The 17383-nt window shown below is 62.4% G+C and carries 20 protein-coding genes; 9 read left to right on the forward strand and 11 right to left on the reverse strand.

Features of this window, described 5'->3' with window-relative positions; all coding sequences use genetic code 11:
- The first annotated feature begins 281 nt into the window (after window positions 1-281).
- The 8 genes from DJ563_RS08120 (at window position 282) to DJ563_RS08155 (ending at window position 8884) form a co-directional block, all read left to right on the forward strand.
- Window positions 282-719, forward strand: coding sequence for a hypothetical protein (locus tag DJ563_RS08120; RefSeq protein WP_434519225.1), 438 nt, complete (start codon window positions 282-284; stop codon window positions 717-719).
- 1 nt (window position 720) lies between these two features.
- Entirely contained in the window at window positions 721-1293 is a 573-nt protein-coding gene (locus tag DJ563_RS08125; protein WP_033698348.1) for a hypothetical protein, read from the forward strand.
- 51 nt (window positions 1294-1344) lie between these two features.
- Window positions 1345-2844: a heme utilization protein gene (locus DJ563_RS08130; RefSeq protein WP_274098545.1), complete on the forward strand. Its 1500-nt coding sequence runs from the start codon at window positions 1345-1347 to the stop codon at window positions 2842-2844.
- A gap of 64 nt (window positions 2845-2908) precedes the next feature.
- On the forward strand, window positions 2909-3589 hold the full coding sequence (locus DJ563_RS08135; RefSeq protein WP_033698351.1) for a C39 family peptidase: 681 nt from the start codon (window positions 2909-2911) through the stop codon (window positions 3587-3589).
- Window positions 3590-3634: 45 nt separating this feature from the next.
- Window positions 3635-4393, forward strand: a complete 759-nt coding sequence (locus tag DJ563_RS08140; RefSeq protein ID WP_434519226.1) for a hypothetical protein — start codon at window positions 3635-3637, stop codon at window positions 4391-4393.
- Between the two features lie 46 nt (window positions 4394-4439).
- A complete protein-coding gene (locus DJ563_RS08145; protein WP_434519227.1) occupies window positions 4440-5720 on the forward strand; it encodes a hypothetical protein in 1281 nt (426 codons plus the stop codon).
- A 137-nt stretch (window positions 5721-5857) separates the two neighbouring features.
- Window positions 5858-8059 (forward strand): LTA synthase family protein, encoded by a 2202-nt coding sequence (locus DJ563_RS08150; protein WP_434519228.1) that lies wholly within the window; start codon window positions 5858-5860, stop codon window positions 8057-8059.
- 96 nt (window positions 8060-8155) lie between these two features.
- A complete protein-coding gene (locus DJ563_RS08155) occupies window positions 8156-8884 on the forward strand; it encodes a DUF899 domain-containing protein (protein ID WP_434519229.1) in 729 nt (242 codons plus the stop codon).
- A 32-nt stretch (window positions 8885-8916) separates the two neighbouring features.
- On the opposite strand, the gene ureG is transcribed toward DJ563_RS08155, so the two are convergent.
- The 9 genes from ureG to DJ563_RS08200 all read right to left on the reverse strand — a co-directional run bounded on the left by ureG (window position 8917) and on the right by DJ563_RS08200 (window position 15638).
- Window positions 8917-9540 carry an urease accessory protein UreG gene (gene ureG / locus DJ563_RS08160; RefSeq protein ID WP_033698357.1) on the reverse strand — a complete coding sequence of 208 codons (624 nt, stop codon included), beginning with the start codon at window positions 9538-9540 and terminating at the stop codon, window positions 8917-8919.
- 11 nt (window positions 9541-9551) lie between these two features.
- Entirely contained in the window at window positions 9552-10226 is a 675-nt protein-coding gene (locus tag DJ563_RS08165) for an urease accessory protein UreF (protein ID WP_434519230.1), read from the reverse strand.
- Window positions 10226-10771: a HupE/UreJ family protein gene (locus DJ563_RS08170; RefSeq protein ID WP_434519231.1), complete on the reverse strand. Its 546-nt coding sequence runs from the start codon at window positions 10769-10771 to the stop codon at window positions 10226-10228. The genes DJ563_RS08165 and DJ563_RS08170 overlap by 1 nt, the downstream gene beginning before the upstream one ends.
- Window positions 10772-10789: 18 nt before the next feature.
- A complete protein-coding gene (gene ureE / locus DJ563_RS08175) occupies window positions 10790-11287 on the reverse strand; it encodes an urease accessory protein UreE (protein WP_033698363.1) in 498 nt (165 codons plus the stop codon).
- Between the two features lie 10 nt (window positions 11288-11297).
- Window positions 11298-13001: an urease subunit alpha gene (gene ureC, locus DJ563_RS08180; protein WP_434519232.1), complete on the reverse strand. Its 1704-nt coding sequence runs from the start codon at window positions 12999-13001 to the stop codon at window positions 11298-11300.
- Window positions 12998-13315, reverse strand: a complete 318-nt coding sequence (locus DJ563_RS08185) for an urease subunit beta (RefSeq protein WP_186655819.1) — start codon at window positions 13313-13315, stop codon at window positions 12998-13000. Before DJ563_RS08185 ends, ureC begins: the two co-directional genes overlap by 4 nt.
- Before the next feature lie 19 nt (window positions 13316-13334).
- Window positions 13335-13637 (reverse strand): urease subunit gamma, encoded by a 303-nt coding sequence (locus DJ563_RS08190; protein ID WP_033698369.1) that lies wholly within the window; start codon window positions 13635-13637, stop codon window positions 13335-13337.
- A 10-nt stretch (window positions 13638-13647) separates the two neighbouring features.
- A complete protein-coding gene (locus tag DJ563_RS08195) occupies window positions 13648-14481 on the reverse strand; it encodes an urease accessory protein UreD (RefSeq protein WP_434519233.1) in 834 nt (277 codons plus the stop codon).
- Between the two features lie 242 nt (window positions 14482-14723).
- Window positions 14724-15638, reverse strand: a complete 915-nt coding sequence (locus DJ563_RS08200; RefSeq protein WP_033698373.1) for a site-specific integrase — start codon at window positions 15636-15638, stop codon at window positions 14724-14726.
- Window positions 15639-16439: 801 nt separating this feature from the next.
- Between DJ563_RS08200 and DJ563_RS08205 the strand changes: the two genes are divergently transcribed.
- A complete protein-coding gene (locus tag DJ563_RS08205) occupies window positions 16440-16769 on the forward strand; it encodes a hypothetical protein (RefSeq protein WP_434519755.1) in 330 nt (109 codons plus the stop codon).
- On the opposite strand, the gene DJ563_RS08210 is transcribed toward DJ563_RS08205, so the two are convergent.
- The gene (locus DJ563_RS08210; protein ID WP_434519234.1) at window positions 16665-16913 is read right to left on the reverse strand and encodes a transposase; all 249 of its coding nucleotides are present in this window, start codon (window positions 16911-16913) and stop codon (window positions 16665-16667) included. The two genes, DJ563_RS08205 and DJ563_RS08210, sit on opposite strands and share 105 nt — an antisense overlap.
- Window positions 16861-17145, reverse strand: a complete 285-nt coding sequence (locus DJ563_RS08215; protein ID WP_434519235.1) for a DDE-type integrase/transposase/recombinase — start codon at window positions 17143-17145, stop codon at window positions 16861-16863. Before DJ563_RS08215 ends, DJ563_RS08210 begins: the two co-directional genes overlap by 53 nt.
- Window positions 17146-17383: the final 238 nt, after the last annotated feature.

Consider the following 17383-nt stretch of genomic DNA (forward strand, 5'->3'; position numbering starts at 1 on the left):
GGTGGGTGATAGTCCCCGCAAATGCGGGGGTTTCCCCCGTTTCGGGGGCAGTGTCAAGTCCGTGAAACACCCTTGCAAAATCCCTCCAAGCCATGCCCATGCTGGCTCCAGCCTCTTCGGCCTCGATAATCTGTATCAGCTCTGATACAGAAAATGCGAAACACTCCCAGCGTGTTGAGCTAACTCATTGATTCAGAATAAATTTCAAAACACGGCACAGCTTCTGCTCTCTTCTTTGCATCGCTGAATCGGACCAGCACGCCAAAGAAGGAATTGCCGTCGTGGGGATACTTGATAAAGGCGTCCATCGCCTCCTGCTAATCGCTTGCATTGTGGGGTCAGGGTTGACCCAGCCCGCCCAGGCCGAAAACGGGATCATCACCATTACCCGCGATGTGCAGACGCGCAACGCAGTCATCCCGCCGATGATTCCCGACCCCACCCCGACCACCGTCAATGCCAACCCCTCCGCGCAGATCCTCAGACAGACCCACGAACTGAGCGACGGTGACTTCGCCAGCATCAGCAGCGGTGCTGGCATCAGTGCCCTGGTCAATCAACAGACCAACAACCTGGGCGGCAATCTTACCAACCAGACACAACTGCCCAACCTCGCCGGGGGACGTGGCTCAGGTTCCGGCAACGGCATCTCGAACATGGTCAATTCAAGCGTCCAGCGCGGCCTGGCCCCGCTGCAAATCTTGACCGGAGGCAAATGAGATGAGGCCTACGCTGCTGCTTCTGGCCACGCTCTGCAGTGCGCCAGCCTTCGCTCAGTCCCCTGTGATCAACAACGCCAGCATCGACAGCTCGGGCAGCCAATACCAGGGCAACCTCACGGTCAACCAGGCGGCCGGCGACCTGCAGCAGCAGGCCAACGCCCGCGCCATCGCTGTGGGGCACGAGGCCAGCGCCACCACCCAGATAAGGCAAAGGCTCGGCAGCCCTGTCGACCGCGCCATGGATGCCAGCTCAAGCATCCAGGGCGATGCTTTCAGCCAAGGCAGCGGCGCGCTGGGGGTCAACCAGAGCGCCGGGGCCGGCACCCAGCAAGCCAACGCACTGCGCATCAGCCTCAGTACTCAACCGCAAAGCATCGACGACAGCGTCCTCATGCAACAGAACGTGGCGCTGCTCAACAACTCCGATCCAACTGACGCCGCATCCGGCCATCGCCAGGTCACCACCAGTGACCAGGCATTCACCGGTAGCCGTGGGGTGATTCAGGTGAATCAGAGTGCCGGGGTGGGAAACCGAATGGCCAACACCCTGAGCATACGGGTCGCGGATTGACCCAATCAGTTAAGAACAACACTTAACCTAAATAAAGTACGGAGAATCACCATGAAACCCTCGATGGCAATCAAGCCTCTGGTTTTCGCAATTGCTGCGGTCATGGCTGTTGCTGTACAAGCTGATCAGAACGACCGGCGTGGCGGGCACCACAATGGTCACCATAACAACGGGCAACACACTCCCCCTCCTACGAGGATCCCTGTGTACGCCACCGCCAATGCCCTCGATAGCCAGAGCAGCACCGACAACAGAGTCACTAACCAAGGCACCATCAACGAAGCCGAAATGAGCAGCTCGGCCACCGGCGCCAGCGGCAACGTCGGGGTCAACGTGGCAGCCGGTAACGGCAACCAGCAAGACAACGCCGCTGCCATCGCCAACGCAGCGTCCGACTCGAGTCTGGATAACAGCTTCGTGTTCGGCACCGCCGAAGCCACTGCCGACGTCCGTCAGCACAGCGACAACAACCGTGTCGACAACTGGTCTACCCAAAACTCCGCAGTGATGAGCGGATCGGGTGATGGCGCCTCCGGCAACGTCGGCGTCAACATTGCGGGCGGCGACCTCAACCAACAGAAAAACACCATGGCGATCGCCAACACCAATGCGCCATTGGGTAATGCCACCGCCACCGCTTCTGCCGACCAGAACGGCCCTGGCCTGACCGTGAACAACAGCGCCGACCGCACCTACCGTGTCGATACGCTGAGCTTCACCACGTCAGCCAGCGGTTCGAGCTCGCGCGACGGTACGTTCACTTCGAGCGATGACCGAAGCTCGTCCTCAAGCTTCAGTGTGGCGGGCGCCCAAAGCGCAAGCTCCAGCGGCTCCAGTGGCTGGAACTCCAGTGGCTCGAGCAGCTCGAACGCCAGCGGCTCCAATAGCTCCAGTGCAAGCGGGTCCAACAACTCGAATGCCAGCGGCTCCGTTGGCTGGAATGCGAGCGGGTCCAACAGCGGCAGTGCTAGCTCGTCCAGCAGTGCCAGCCTGAACGCTACCCTTGCTGCCGCCGCCGATGCCACTCGCACCGTGACCACCGACGATGGCCGTCGTGAACGTACGCGTACCGACAGCTTCGATGGTTCGCTCAATGCGTCGGTCGATGCCTCGATCGACAAGTCGCATGAAAGCGCCTACGACTCCTCGTTCGAGAAAGCGTTCGACTCTTCCTACGACAAAACCAGCAGCTCTTCGTACGACAAGTCTCGCGACTCTTCGTACGAGAAGTCGCGCGACCGTTCGTATGAGAAGGCCCACGATTCTTCCTACGCAAACGCTTCGGAGTCTGCGTATGAAAAATCCGGCGAAAAAACCAAGGAAACCTCGAACGACGTGGCCAAGGCCTACAGCGAAAGCAGCTCGTACGACCTGAGCAATACCGTCTCGTTCCAGGTGCTGACCCCAACTGGCTGGGCTAACCCTGTGACCAACACTGCAACCCTGAGCGGTTCGGTGAATGGTGGCAGCGGCAATCTCGGCGTCAACGTGGCCGCAGGTGTGGGCAACCAGCAAAGCAACTCGCTGGCCATCTCCAACACCTCGTTCTGACGGCTGTGCACGCAAGGCCCCCCTCGGGGGGCCTTTCTTCAACAGAACAAGAAGGCATCCGATCATGCGCATTATTGCCCTGGCGTTGCTGCTGTGCCTGGCCAGCGTGAGCGAAGCTGCACAAATGCCACTGTCCGTGCTGCCGGGCGGCGCGGTGGTATTCAAGCCGATCCAGAGCATTCGCGAGCGCAAGTTCGCCGACCTGGTGCAACAGAAAACCGACTTCAGCTGTGGCGCCGCCGCGCTGGCGACCATCTTGCGCCAGGCCTACTGGCTGGACGTGGACGAACAACACATCATCGAAGGCATGCTGGCGCACGCGGACCAGGACCTGGTGCGTACCCAGGGCTTCTCGATGCTGGACATGAAACGCTACGTGGAAAGCCTGGGCATGCGCGCCCGCGGTTACCGGGTGGCACCCGAAACCCTGACCAGCATACGTATCCCGGTCGTGGTCCTGATGGACATCCGAGGCTACAAGCACTTCGTGGTCATGCAAAAGGTCGACAAGGGCTGGGTGTACATCGGCGACCCGGTACTGGGACACAAGCGCTTCAAGGTCGACGACTTCGTCAAAGGCTGGAACGGCATCATCTTCGCCGTGATCGGCCAGGGCTATGACAAGAACAATGTCTTGCTCGACCCGCCTCTGCCACTGACCGCCAAGGGCCGCGTCAACAACTTCGCCCCGGTGCAGGACGCAGAGCTGATGGACTTCGGCTTCATCAAAAGCGACTTCTTCTAACGACTCTTCTAACGATAAGGGAGCATGACGCTCCGGGAGCAATCAATGAAGACTCCACTCTGGCTAGTCGTGGCATGCCTCGCCGCCAGCCTGCCGACCCATGCCGAGACGTTCAAGCCCATCGAGCTGAAGGACCAGGAACTGGCCAACCTGCGCGGTCGTTATGTGATGCCGGGGCGGATCGTCAGCTTTGGCATTGTCATGACCAGCACTTGGCAAAATGCCAAGGGCGACGTGATCGGCGCATCGTCCACCCTGCAAGTGCAGCAAAACACCATCAAGCCGCAGTTCTACGTGTCGATGATTGACGAAAAAGGCACCGGCGCGGCGCACTCGCAAAGCGCCAGCAGCGCCGCCGGCACCGGCACCGTCACCGGCGGTGGCGGGCTCAACACCACCGAAGGCGTGACCCAGGTCGTGCGCGCAGCGGGCGACAACAACACCGCCTACAACAACGTCGACATCAACGTCACCAAGGCCAACCAGGCGCCCGTGGCGCAGCCGCAGGGCCACGCCCTGGCCGCCGGCTCGACCTTGGTCGGCGAAAACGGTGCGGGGGCATTGAGCGTTTCCTCGACCGGCGTGGGTGTGCAACTCAACATCAATGCCGCCAACAACCAGGGCACTAGTGTGCAGCGCCTGGCCCAAGGTGGCCTGATGCAGAACTCGACGTTGCTCGGCAACGGCAACCAGGTCAGCAACCTCACGTCGCTCAATGTCGTCATGCGCGAGAACGTACCCACCGCCGCTTCACTGAACGGTAGCCTCGACCAGCTCAAAGGTCTTCGCACTCTCGGATACTGATCTACGCTCAGTCTCATCAAAAGTAGTCGGAAGGGACGGCAAATCCATGCACCGATCGTTAACGTTCAGAGCTTTTGTCTGTTTGGCTACCTTGGCCCCGGCCACCTCCCTTTATGCAGCAGCAGACCCACAGGTCGAAGCGCTGAAACAAGAACTGATGGCGTTGAAACAGCGCTACGAAGCACAGCAGCAAGCGTTGATGGTGCTTGAACAGCGCGTTCGCCAGGTCGAGGAAGCGCCTGCGGCGCCGCCCCCCAAACGCCTGACCCGCTCCCCGGCCGAAACGGTCAAAGGTGGCCAGACCGTCGCTGCAGGGGCGCCGGGCACCACCGGCAGCTCCTATGGCCAATCACTCAAGGAAGACGCCGAGCCCGCACAGAGTGTGTCCAACCTGTACGACGAGGCCAGCGGCTTCTTTGGTGGCGGCAAGTTCAGCTTCGAAACCGGCGTTACCTACACCCATTACGACACCCGCGCACTGGTGCTCAATGGTTTTCTGGCACTGGATTCGATTTTCCTCGGCAACATCAACCTCGACCGTATCAAGGCCGACAACTGGACCCTGGACATGACCGCCCGCTATAACCTGGCGCAGCGCTGGCAGTTCGACATCAACATCCCAGTGGTCTACCGCGAATCGACCTACTCGTCAGGCGGTGCAGGCGGCGCGGCGCCGGTTACCAGCGACGAAACTGTGACCCGCGACCCGGAAATCGGCGACATCAACGTGGGCGTTGCCTACAAGTTCATGGACGAATCAGAAAACTGGCCCGACGCGGTGGCGACACTGCGAATCAAGGCGCCAACCGGCAAGGACCCCTACGGCATCAAGCTGCGCGAGGTGCCAGGCAACGACAACTTGTCGGTACCGGAAAGCCTGCCCACGGGCAACGGCGTCTGGGCGATCACGCCGGGCATCTCGCTGGTCAAGACCTTCGACCCCGCCGTGCTTTTCGGCAGCTTGTCCTACACCTACAACATGGAGGACTCGTTCAGCGACATCAGCCCCCAGGTCAACAGCAAGGTGCCGGGGGACGTGAAGCTCGGTGACTCCTGGCAGATCGGCGCTGGTATCGCCTTTGCCTTGAACGAGAAGATGAGCATGTCGTTCTCCTTCTCTGACCAGTTTGCCCGCAAGAGCAAGATCAAGCCTGATGGCGGCGACTGGCAGTCGATCAGCAACAGTGACTACAACGCGGCCAACTTCAACATCGGCATGACCTTTGCGGCCAGTGACAACCTGACCATCGTCCCCAACCTTTCCATTGGCCTGACCGACGATGCCCCAGACTTCTCCTTCAGCCTCAAATTCCCTTACTACTTCTGACCTGTACCCACCAGCCGGGCCTGCGCAAGCGCGCCCGCTTTTGGTTACCAGCCTTGTAGTGGCCCGCCTTCCCTGGCCCAGCCTGTTATCATTCAGCACAGATGTATGACGATTTAATGGCTAAAGGGAAGTTTTCTGTGAAGAACCTGTTCGACCACCCACGCACCCGGCTCGTCGCTTTGGCGGGCCTGGTGCTGGTGATCCCACTGGGTACGCGCGCCATGCTGGGTTGGTCCAACCCGCTCGGCTATCTGTCCGACCTCGCCCTCGGCAGCCTGCTGGTCTTGCTGCTGCATCGCCGGCCGTGGTGGCTGGCCTTACCGGTGTTGCTGGCCTGGGCCGCACTCTGGGTGGCTTCGGCCGAGTTGGTGAGCGCGGTGGGCAGGTTGCCCACCAGCGCCGACCTCGGTTACCTCGCCGACCCACAATTCATGGAGAATTCCACCGGTGGCGGCCTCGCCCACGGCTGGTTGCCGGGGGTGCTGGCGGTCGGCCTGCTGGCCTGGCTGCTCAGTGTCTGGGGCAGCCGCAGCCAACCTGCCCCTGCCCTGCCGCGCAAGGCCTGGGCAGCCCCGCTGCTGCTGTTTGGTGCGCACTGGGGCAGCCAGCACCTGCTGCCCTCCGACGCCGACCAATGGCGGCAGTACAACCTCTCCCATCAGTTGCTGTCTGCTGGCGTCGGTAACCTGCAACGCCAGGTGCAGGGCTGGATGGGCCACGAACAGGTGATCACGCCGTTGGCCAGCAGCGGCCTGACCCAGTCCGACCTGCATGGCCAGAAGCTGCTCAAGGCGGCGGGCAGCGCCCGCAACCTGCTGGTGATCACCGTCGAAGGCATCCCCGGGGCCTACATTCGCCCCAACCGCCAGGCACTGCACAGCCGTTTCGACGAAGACCTGATGCCAAAGCTCAGCCGCTGGGCCGAGCGCGGCATGAACACCCCGGACTACGTGTTGCATACCCACCAGACCATCCGTGGCCTGTACGCGATGCTTTGTGGTGACTACGACAAACTGGCCAACGGCACCCCCAAGGGTGTCGAACTGCTGACCCAGAACGAACGCAACCAGGCCTGCCTGCCGGCGCAATTGCGCCAGGCCGGGTTCACCACCCACTACCTGCAAGGTGCCGGCCTGCGCTTCATGGCCAAGGACCGCATCATGCCGCACATCGGCTTTGACTCGGTGCATGGCCTGGAATGGTTCCGCAACAAGAACTATCTGGACTTCCCGTGGGGCAAGGACGACCGTGCCTTCTTCGAAGGCGCCCTGGACTACGTCGGCCAGCTTCGAAAACAGGACAAACCCTGGATGCTGACCTTGCTCACCGTCGGCACCCACCAGCCCTATTCGGCACCGGCCGACTACCTTGAGCGCTACGACACGCCCAAGCAGGCTGCGGTCGCCTACCTGGACGACGCGATCGGCGCGTTTCTCGACAACCTCGAACGCCAGGGTGTGCTCAAGGACACCTTGGTGGTGGTGACCTCCGACGAGTCCCACGGCATCGATGGTGTGCGCCTGGCGTCGTCCTGGGGCTTCAACCTCACCCTGGCACCGGAGCAAGCGCAACTGCCGCACATCAAGCGTGGCACCTATGGCCATATCGACCTGACCACCTCTCTGCTCGACTACTTCGCCTTGCCGATCCCGGTCGCGCTGGGCGGGCGCTCGCTGTACCGCGACTACGACACGGGCCGCGAAATGATCTCCTACACCAACGGCATGCTGCGCTACCACAACGGCCAGGGGGTGTTCACCGAGTGCGACTTCCAGCAGCGTTGCCGGCGCTATGCCAGTGAAGGCTTCATCGCCGACCAGGCGCGCTACCTCGGCCCTGGTGACAACATGCTCGGCCAGCAGATCGTCAGCCTGGCCGGGGTACTCGACCAGTCGCTGCTGCAAACGCCGCTCAACCTGCGCTACCAGTTCGGCGGCCCTTCGCCAATCCAGCTGCGCAAACGCATTCACGATGACTGGGCCGACAACCTGATCGGTGCCCAGTACCTGGAGATGCCCGAGGGCTCGCATACCCGTGTACGGGTCAAGGTGCGTTCACTGGACCCGCGACGTGTGGCTTACATCAAGCTCAAGGCCAAGCAACTGGAACAGGACGTGCCATTGGGGCTGCCCGAAGAGATTCGGGTGACGGCGGACCAGCCGCTGGAAATGGAGTTCGGCTTCGACAACCCGACCGAGCGCAAGGCGTTTTCCTTCCATTTGCTGGGCTATGGCGGCGGTGCGGTCGAGGTCAGTGACTTCAGCGTGATTACCGCATTGCCCGGGGAAGACAACGTGCAGGACGAACTGACCGAAGGGCATATCGCGCATTCGGGCTGACGGCAAGCCCACCATTCATCGCTCGGCCATCGCTGCCTGTCGATCCGGCCGAGCGCTGCTCGACTAGTGCTGAAACCCTTTCGCGGAGTCAGCGCCATGAGCACGCATGAAAACAGGCATGATGTGGTATCCCGCAGCCAGTGGCTGGCCGCACGGCGGCAACTGTGGCTGCACGAAAAAGCCTTCACCCATCAACGCGACGCGTTGGCCGCAGCCCGTCGCGCCCTGCCCTGGGTCAAGATCGAACAACCCTATCGCTTCCAAGGCCCCGCGGGCGAGCTGAGCCTGGCTCAGCTGTTCGCCGGCCGCAGCCAGTTGCTGCTCTATCACTTCATGTTTGTCGAGGGTTGGGATGAAGGCTGCCCAGGCTGCTCGTTCCTGGCCGACCATTTTGACGGCGCCAACCTGCACCTGGCGCACCACGACGTGTCACTGGTGGCCGTGTCGCGGGCGCCCTACGCTGAATTCCAGGCGTTTCGCCAACGCATGGGCTGGCAGTTTCCCTGGTACTCGTCGGCGGGCAGCGGCTTCAACGCAGACTTTGGGGTCAGCGTTGGCAGCGAAGGCCCTCGGCAGTACAACTATGAGCCCTACACCGGCAGTGAAAGCGAGCTGCCAGGGCTGAGCGCGTTTTATCGGGACGATGACGGCAGCGTTTACCACACCTACTCGACCTATGCCCGTGGGTTGGACATTCTGGTCAATACCTACAACTTTCTCGACATCGCGCCATTGGGGCGCAATGAAGCCGGGACCATGGACTGGGTGCGGCACCATGATCGCTATGAAGGGCAGCCTGGCACGGCGCATTGCTGTCACGATTGAATGTTGGGGCCGCAAAGCGGCCCCCTGTATTTTCAGCCCCGCACGCCAAGCATGCCGCGTTCGATGATGAAATCGATCACCGCCTGCAAGCCCTCACCCTTCTTGAGGTTACTGAAGGTCCAGGGCCGCTGCGGGCGCATGCGCTGGGTATCGCGCTCCATCACTTCCAGCGAAGCGCCGACATACGGCGCGAGGTCAGTCTTGTTGATCACCAGAAAGTCGGACTTGGTTATGCCAGGCCCGCCCTTGCGCGGAATCTTTTCACCCTCGGCAACATCGATCACGTAGATGGTCAGGTCAGCCAGCTCCGGGCTGAACGTGGCACTTAGGTTGTCGCCACCGCTCTCCACGAAGATCACTTCAAGGTTACCGAACTTGCGCGCCAGGGCTTCCACCGCCGCCAGGTTCATCGAGGCATCTTCGCGTATCGCCGTGTGCGGGCAACCGCCGGTTTCCACGCCAACAATGCGCTCGGGCTCAAGGGCGCCGGCTTCGGTGAGGATGCGCTGGTCTTCCTTGGTGTAGATATCGTTGGTCACTACGGCGATCTGGTAATGATCGCGCATGGCCTTGCACAGGGCTTCGAGCAGCGCGGTCTTGCCAGAGCCGACCGGGCCGCCGACACCGACGCGCAGGGGTTGTTGATAGCTTTGCATGAAGGCAGTCCTCAGGAGCGGAACAAACGGGTGTATTGAGTTTCATGACGCGATGAAGCGATTGCCAACAACGGCAGGCCGCCACCGAGCTGGTCATCGCTCAGGGCCAGGGCATGGTCGAGCACAGCAGGCAGCGCTTGGCCAAGGTCGCGGAGCAAGGTTTGCGCCGCCTGCTGGCCGAACGGCACCAGCTTGACCCCGGCCATGACCGCGCCCTCCAGCCAGGCAAAACCAAGGCCCAACGCCAACTGGCGCAGCGGGATCGACCAGTGCGCGCCAAGCCAGGCCATGCCGCCCAGTTGTGTGAGTTCAAGGCTGGCCCGCCAGGCCGGCGCCTGCCCCAGTTGCCAGCCATCGAGCAGGCGCGCCAGCGCCGAACCGCGTTGCTGTTCTTCCAGGCGCAGCTCGGCGGTTTCGCGGTTGGCCAGCAGAAAGCGGCTCCAGTGGCTGAATGCATCGGCATCTGCGCCCAGACAGGCCTGATACAGGCGCGCCAGCACGGGCCAGTCGATGCAGCCCAGGGTGTCGTGCTGTTGCTCGCGTTGCCAGGCGCTGAAGCTGCCGATATCTCGTACCCAGCCCGCTTCGACCGCCCACTCAAGGCCTTGCGAGTAGGTGAACCCACCCACCGGCAAACCTGGGCTGGCCAGTTGCAGCAGGCGCAGCAGCGCCAGGTCGCTGTCCATCAACCGGCCAGTACCAGTGCGGCGCCGGCCAGCAGGCCACCACCAAAGGCTTTTTGCAGGCCGCTGTGGCGGCGCAACAGGCAACCGACCGCGAACCCGACCGCCAGCAGCAGGCCACTGACCGCCACAAAGCCTGCACTGAACTGCCAGAACGCGCTGGGCGTGGCCTCTACACCATGCGCCCAACCGTGGAACAAGGCGAACACCGGCATGGCCAGCGCCAGCAACAGCTGGCGGCTGGGCAGCAACAGGGCGCCTGCAGCCACCAGCAACGACACGCTGATCATTGCCTCCATGCCCAGCACATCGCCAAACAGATGGCCGCACACCGCGCCCGCGAACATGGCGGCCAGGGTTGCCAAGGGCAACGCCAGGTTGCGTCGGGTCAGCGCGGCGAGCACGCCGGTGCCCAGCAGCATCAGCAGATGATCGAGGCCGGTCAGCGGGTGCAACAGGCCATCCTGCAAGGGGTTGTTGTCGTGGCCCGGGTGGGCGAAGGCCGGCAGGGCCAGCATCAGCAGAAACAGGGCGAAAGTCTTTTTCATCGGTTGCTCCAGGGCAGTTCAGGAATGGGCAGGCAGGCGCACGAACGGGTGGTCGTGGCCATGGCTGTGGCTATGCGGTGCGCTCTGGTAGGCGCCGGCCTCGGGTTCAAACGGTGCCTGCTCGGTGACCACCGTCAGGCCCAGGCCACGCAGCATGTCGTCGAGCACATAGTCGTGCTGGTAGCGCAACAGGCCGGGCTCGATCTGCAGGGGTACATGGCGATTGCCCAGGTGGTAGGCCGCGCGCGCAAGCAAGTGCGGGTCGGCGCAACGCACCGTCGAGACCGTCTCGGGCGCGGCCAGCACCCGGATGACCTGGCCGCCGTCGGCATCGGCCAACAGTTCACCGCCGCGCAGCAAGTGGCCGCGCGCGAGCATAAGCCCGGCGTCACGGCCATCGTCCAGGGTCACCCGCAAACGGCTCTTGATGCGGCTGTCCACATCCAGGGTGACGGTGCCGGTGACGGTTTCGGGAAGCGCGCCAAGCGCGGTAATCCGACGATTCAGGACTATCATCTGTGCTCCTTCAGAACAGAAAGTAACGCTGGGCCAGCGGCAGTTCGCGGGCCGGTTCGCAGACCAGCAGCTCGCCATCGGCACGCACCTGGTAGGTTTGCGCATCGACCTCGATGACCGGCTGCAAGGTGTTGTGGACCATGTCGGCCTTGCGCACGCGCCTGCAGCCATGGGCCACACCAATCAGGCTGCGCAGGTTCAGCTCCTCGGCCAGGCCGCGGTCCATGGCGCTCTGAGACAAAAACGTCATGCGCGTGGCATGGCGCGCCGCCCCCAGGGCGCCGAACATCGGCCGGTAATGCACCGGCTGCGGCGTAGGGATCGAGCCATTGATATCGCCCATGGGCGCGGTGACGATCATCCCGCCCTTGATCACCAACGCGGGCTTGACCGCGAAAAAGGCCGGCGCCCACAGCACCAGGTCGGCCAGCTTGCCCACCTCCACCGACCCCACCTCATGGGCAATGCCGTGAGTCAGCGCCGGGTTGAGGGTGTATTTGGCGATGTAGCGCTTGACCCGGAAGTTGTCGCTGTAGCTGCTGTCGGGGGCCAGTGGCCCACGGCGCAGTTTCATCTGGTGGGCTACCTGCCAGGTACGCAGCACCACCTCGCCGACCCGGCCCATGGCCTGCGAGTCGGACGAGGTCATGGCGAAGGCGCCCATGTCGTGGAGGATGTCTTCGGCAGCGATGGTTTCGCGGCGGATGCGCGACTCGGCAAACGCCACGTCCTCGGCGATGCTCGGGTCCAGGTGGTGGCAGACCATGAGCATGTCCAGGTGTTCGTCGACCGTGTTGATGGTGTACGGCAAGGTCGGGTTGGTCGAGGACGGCAGCACGTTGGCCTGCCCTGCAGCGCGGATGATGTCCGGCGCATGGCCGCCGCCAGCGCCCTCGGTGTGGAAGGTATGGATGGTGCGGTCACCGATGGCCGCCAGGGTGTCTTCGATGCAACCGGACTCGTTGAGGGTGTCGGTGTGGATCGCCACCTGGATGTCCATCTCCTCGGCCACGCCCAGGCAGCAGTCGATGGCCGCCGGGGTCGAGCCCCAGTCCTCGTGCAGCTTCAGGCCCACGGCACCGGCGGCGATCTGCTCGCGCAACGCCTCGGGGCGCGAAGCATTGCCTTTGCCCAACAAGCCGATGTTGATCGGCAGGCTGTCGGCCGCCTGGAGCATGCGCGCCAGGTACCACGGCCCGGGCGTGCAGGTGGTGGCATTGGTGCCGGTGGCCGGCCCCGTGCCGCCGCCAATGAAGGTGGTTACGCCGCTGGTGAGCGCCTCCTCCACCTGCTGCGGGCAGATGAAATGGATGTGCGAATCGATACCGCCGGCCGTGACGATCTTGCCTTCAGCAGCGATCACTTCGGTACCCGGGCCAACCGGCACGGTGACCCCCGGTTGCACATCGGGGTTGCCGGCCTTGCCAATCGCGGCAATGCGCCCGTGCTTGACGCCGATGTCGGCCTTGACGATCCCCCAGTGGTCGATGATCAACGCGTTGGTCAGCACCAGGTCCATGGCCTCGGCCGCCAGCATCTGGCCCTGCCCCATGCCGTCACGGATGACCTTGCCACCGCCAAACTTGACCTCTTCGCCATACACCGTGAAGTCCTTCTCGACCTCGACCCACAGCGCGGTATCGGCCAGGCGCACGCGGTCGCCGACGGTAGGGCCGAACATGTCGGCATAGGCGCGACGGGAAATACGGCTCATACCCTGCCCTCCAGTGCGCCCATCACCTTGCCCTGGAAGCCATACACCTCACGCTTGCCGGCATAGGCCACCAGTTGCACGGTGCGGGCCTGGCCCGGCTCGAAGCGCACGGCGGTGCCGGCCGGGATGTCCAGGCGAAAGCCCAGGGTGGGCGCACGTTCGAACACCAGTGCGTCGTTGACTTCGTAGAAGTGATAGTGCGAGCCGACCTGCACCGGTCGGTCGCCATGGTTGGCCACACGGACGCTCACCGTCGCACGGCCGCTGTTGAGTTCGATGTCGCCGGCGGCGACCTGGATTTCACCTGGGATCATGCGGGGCTCCTGGCCGGGTTCAGACGATGGGGTCATGCACGGTCACCAGCTTGGTGCCATCCGGGAAGGTCGCCTCGACCTGCACGTCGTGGATCATTTCGGCGATGCCTGGCATGACCTGCTCACGGTTCAGCACTTCGCGGCCCAGGCTCATCAGCTCGGCCACCGTGCGGCCATCACGGGCGCCTTCGAGCACGGCGGCACTGATCAGCGCCACCGCTTCCGGGTAGTTGAGTTTCAGGCCGCGGGCCAGGCGCCGCTCCGCCAACAGCGCGGCGGTGAACAGCAGCAGTTTGTCTTTCTCTCTCGGGGTCAGCTCCATGGCGCTTCTCTCAGGTAGCCCAGATACGCGGCGGGCAAGCAGGCAGGCCGATAACGGCCGGGCGCAGGACATGCCACAGGCGTTGCAAGGTGTGTTGCAGGTGTTGGTTGTCGTGGTCGAGCAGGCGGATCACCAGCAGCGACCCAAGCAAGGTCGCCCCAGCGGGATTGTCCAGTTCGTCGAGCAAGGCCCGGATGTGCTCCAGCAGTGCGGGGTCGGCCGGGCTCGCGCAGAAGGTGGCCAGCAGCGGGTGGCCGGCGAGCTTGTCCAGTTGCCCACCTTCGATGCGCAGCCGTTCGTACAGGCCGGGGTCGTCGGGCATTTCGATGTGCAAGCGGCTGTCGAGGGCGCCGTGATCGAAGCGTTCGTTCATGACCGGGCGGCCCAGGCACAAGGTTTCCCAGGCCAGCAACCGGGCGCCCGGCGCCAGGGTGAAACGGCTGTCGAGGCTGGCGCGGGCACCGGCGAAGAAGATGCTGTCCTGGGGCAACCATTCCAGGGTGCTGTCGGCGCCCAGGTGAAAGCGCTGGGCCAAGCGCGCGGTCGGGCCGATGCTGCGGTAGAACTTGCTGGCGCCAGGCATGGTCAGCAACGCATGGCTGCCAGGCTCAAGGTGGATATCCAGCTCCAGCCGGTCGCCGGCGACGATGCCACCAGGCGGGTGCAGCACATACACATGGCACGGCGCCCCCTCAGGATAGAAAGGCCGCTGCACCAAAAGAGGTCCGAAATGCCGCCGCGCACCAAGGCGGGTCACATCGTCGCGTCGGCTAAAACGCAACTGCAGGTAGGCGCTCCAGCCCGCATCGTCTTGCTGTTGTTCGATCTGCTCCGCGAGCGACATCCTGCGGCCCCTGAAATCCGTGACCTGACGGCCGTTTAGAGGGTCAGGCAGGCGGCACTGAAGCGCTGCCAGCCTGACCACTCGATCAAATTCTCAGGCTGGATATAGCAGGTTGCGGGCCAACTACGCAGGTGAACGAAGATGAAACCGTCAGCGCAGCCGCTCTGGCATCGGGCACACGGGGCTACGGCGCACAAAGCGGGGGCGCGCGCAGGCCCTGTTTCGGTGCCGGGCCAGCGGTTTCAGTAGTCGAAGCGGTCTACGGCCCGCCGGCGTTCGTTGTCATCGCGGCGGTCGTAACTGGCGGTGGTCTGGATATTGGCATGGTGCGCGAGCTTCTGGGCAATCGACAGGTCGTGCTCTTCGATCACCCGGGTGATGAACGCACGGCGAAAATCATGAGGCATGATCTTCACGCCAACCTGCGCACCCCGCTGGCGGGCAATGTAATAGATCGCATGCTTGGTGATGCGTGCGCGGGTAATGTGATTGCCGCGGCGAATGCGGTTGAACAGAAATGGGTCGTCGGATGCGCCCTCCGGCAAGTCATCGCGGCGCAGGTCCAGCCACGCCTGCAGCTTTTCGAACGCCCAAGGTGGCGCGTACTTGATCAGCTGCCGGTTGCCCTTGCCCAGCACCTGCAGGCTGCGGGCTTCGAAGTCTACCTGGCTCAGGTCGATGTCCACCGACTCCGACTTGCGCATACCGGTGCCATACAGCAAGGCGATGATCGCCGCGTCGCGCACGCCTTGCGGCCGGGGATCGGCGGCGCACACCTCCATCAACTCGCGGATCAAGCTGCGGCGCAGGTTGCGCCCCGGTGGCAGGCGGCTGCCGGTGGCGGGCTTGACCTCGCGAATCCTCAGCAACTGTTCGTGGTCGATCAGGCCCTGGCGCCACGCCTCGTTCATCACCCCGCGTATTGCATTCACATACAGCGACGAACTGTTGGGGGCATAGCCATCTTCACGCAACGCAGCCACCAGGGCGATCACGTGGCCAGGGTCGAGCCGGTGCCACGGCACATCGACGATATTGCAGTCGGCAAAGCCCAGCCGGTCAGCGGCGTCCTGAAGGATGTAGCGCATGGTTTGCTGGCTGGAGGGGGCCAGGCGGGCCATGTACTGCAGCAGGGGGTTTTTCGAGAAATCGGTCACAACGTGAATCCTGTAGCGACGCTTGGACCGGTACGGGGACAGGCACAGCGCTAAGCGAGTCGGTGCATGGCCATCACCTTGATATTCAAGGAGATGTGCGAAGGTTCGGGGCGTGATCTTACCCCAATTGACAGCAGCTGAATGAAAGAAGGACTGCCGGCTGGTGTGGTGTTTCAGAAGTACCAATGAAAATTACATGCCCAAGGCCCGTGCCCCACGGGCGATAGAGGCCAGGGTGTCCTCGGCTTTTTCAGGGGGGTTGTGAATGCCTGGAGCTTGTATTCGGGGCCACCACGTGCCTGGCTTGGCATTTTCGTCGCCTATCAGATCGAGCGCCGCGCGGGCGGCGCTCGATTTCCGCCCCACCTCCAAACCCAAGACAGGCACCTGGCCCCCATCACCCTATCTCCCGTCAAGCACATAGCAGCCCCACTCCCCAACATTCCGTGAAAATCCACAAAAAAGCCGAGCACACCCTGGCCTCCGTCGCCCGTGCGGCACGGGCCTTGGGCACGTAATATTCATTGGTACTTCTGAAATACCACACTAGTTCAGAAAACAACTAGCAACCACACATTCGCTTACATCAAAACACTCGACAGAAAAGCAACTATCAGCACATGGTTATTTGCCCTGCTCGCACAGACTAATACACACTTAGTTTACAGCTAAGTTAGAGCGTAGGGCATTTCCTACAAATATCCAGCTTTGATCGCACCACTCAGCAAGTTGCTCCATCAACAATGCAAGCACTAACGCCACGGTAGGCATTGGAATAATTATTGGGAAAAGGGATTTCACATGCCTCGCCAATCCGATCGGCATTACAGCTTTCAGCCACTCGTGGGCGATGTTCAATTCGAAGTCGTGTCGTTCACGCTCAACGAGGGCATCAGCCAGCCAGCTCTATCCGTACCGCTGCAGTGGGAGTATGCGTTCGGCGGAAGCAGCCTTATCTATACCAGCTTGCTTTGCAGTGCTCTGGGTGTTTCCCGCAGCGCATTTTATGACTGGGCGTATCGCCGCTCAAAACCTAATACCGAGCGTGATGCGCTCAGGGCAAAGGTTGTGCAGCTGCATGCTGAAAGCAGAGAAAGTGCCGGGGCGGCCCTTGGCAGGCACCCATTCTGACTTGAGCGTGCCGAAAAATCGCTCCATTGGTGCGTTGTCCCAGCATTGGCCTCTGCGGCTCATGCTTTGGGTTATGCCATGTCCAAGCAGCTCAGACTGGAAGCGTTGACTGGTGTATTGGCAGCCTTGATCCGAATGAAACATCAAACCCCGCAGGGGCGCCCCGAACTTCCACTGCCATTCTCAGAGCCTTGGTGACCAGGTTGGCATCATTGACCAGAGAAAATGCCCAGCCAACGACCCGACGGGCAAACAGGTCAATGACTACGGCCAAGTGATACCAACGCTTCCCGACCATCAGGCTGGTAACGTCGCCGCACCAAACCTGATTGATGGCCGTTGGCTCGAAGTTGCGTTCGAGCAGGTTCTTGGCCACAAATGCCTCGACGCCCCTAGAGCGATATTGGTGGCGGGGAAAAGCAATAAAGAGAAGCGCTAGTACGCTAACGACAGCGGAAAAATCAATACAGAGGGTACCCTCCCCTCCCGCTGCCAAGCCAAACGGCCCCTACCGAGACGGGGCGAAAATTAAAGGATCCGCCGACAACAAGCCTTCACCACCTGAACGTCCAAGCTGGCGTGATTCAGAAACCGATGTAGCCAAAAAACTTGAG

It is taken from the genome of Pseudomonas sp. NFX1 (genome assembly GCF_051123555.1).
Classification (GTDB): domain Bacteria; phylum Pseudomonadota; class Gammaproteobacteria; order Pseudomonadales; family Pseudomonadaceae; genus Aquipseudomonas; species Aquipseudomonas capeferrum.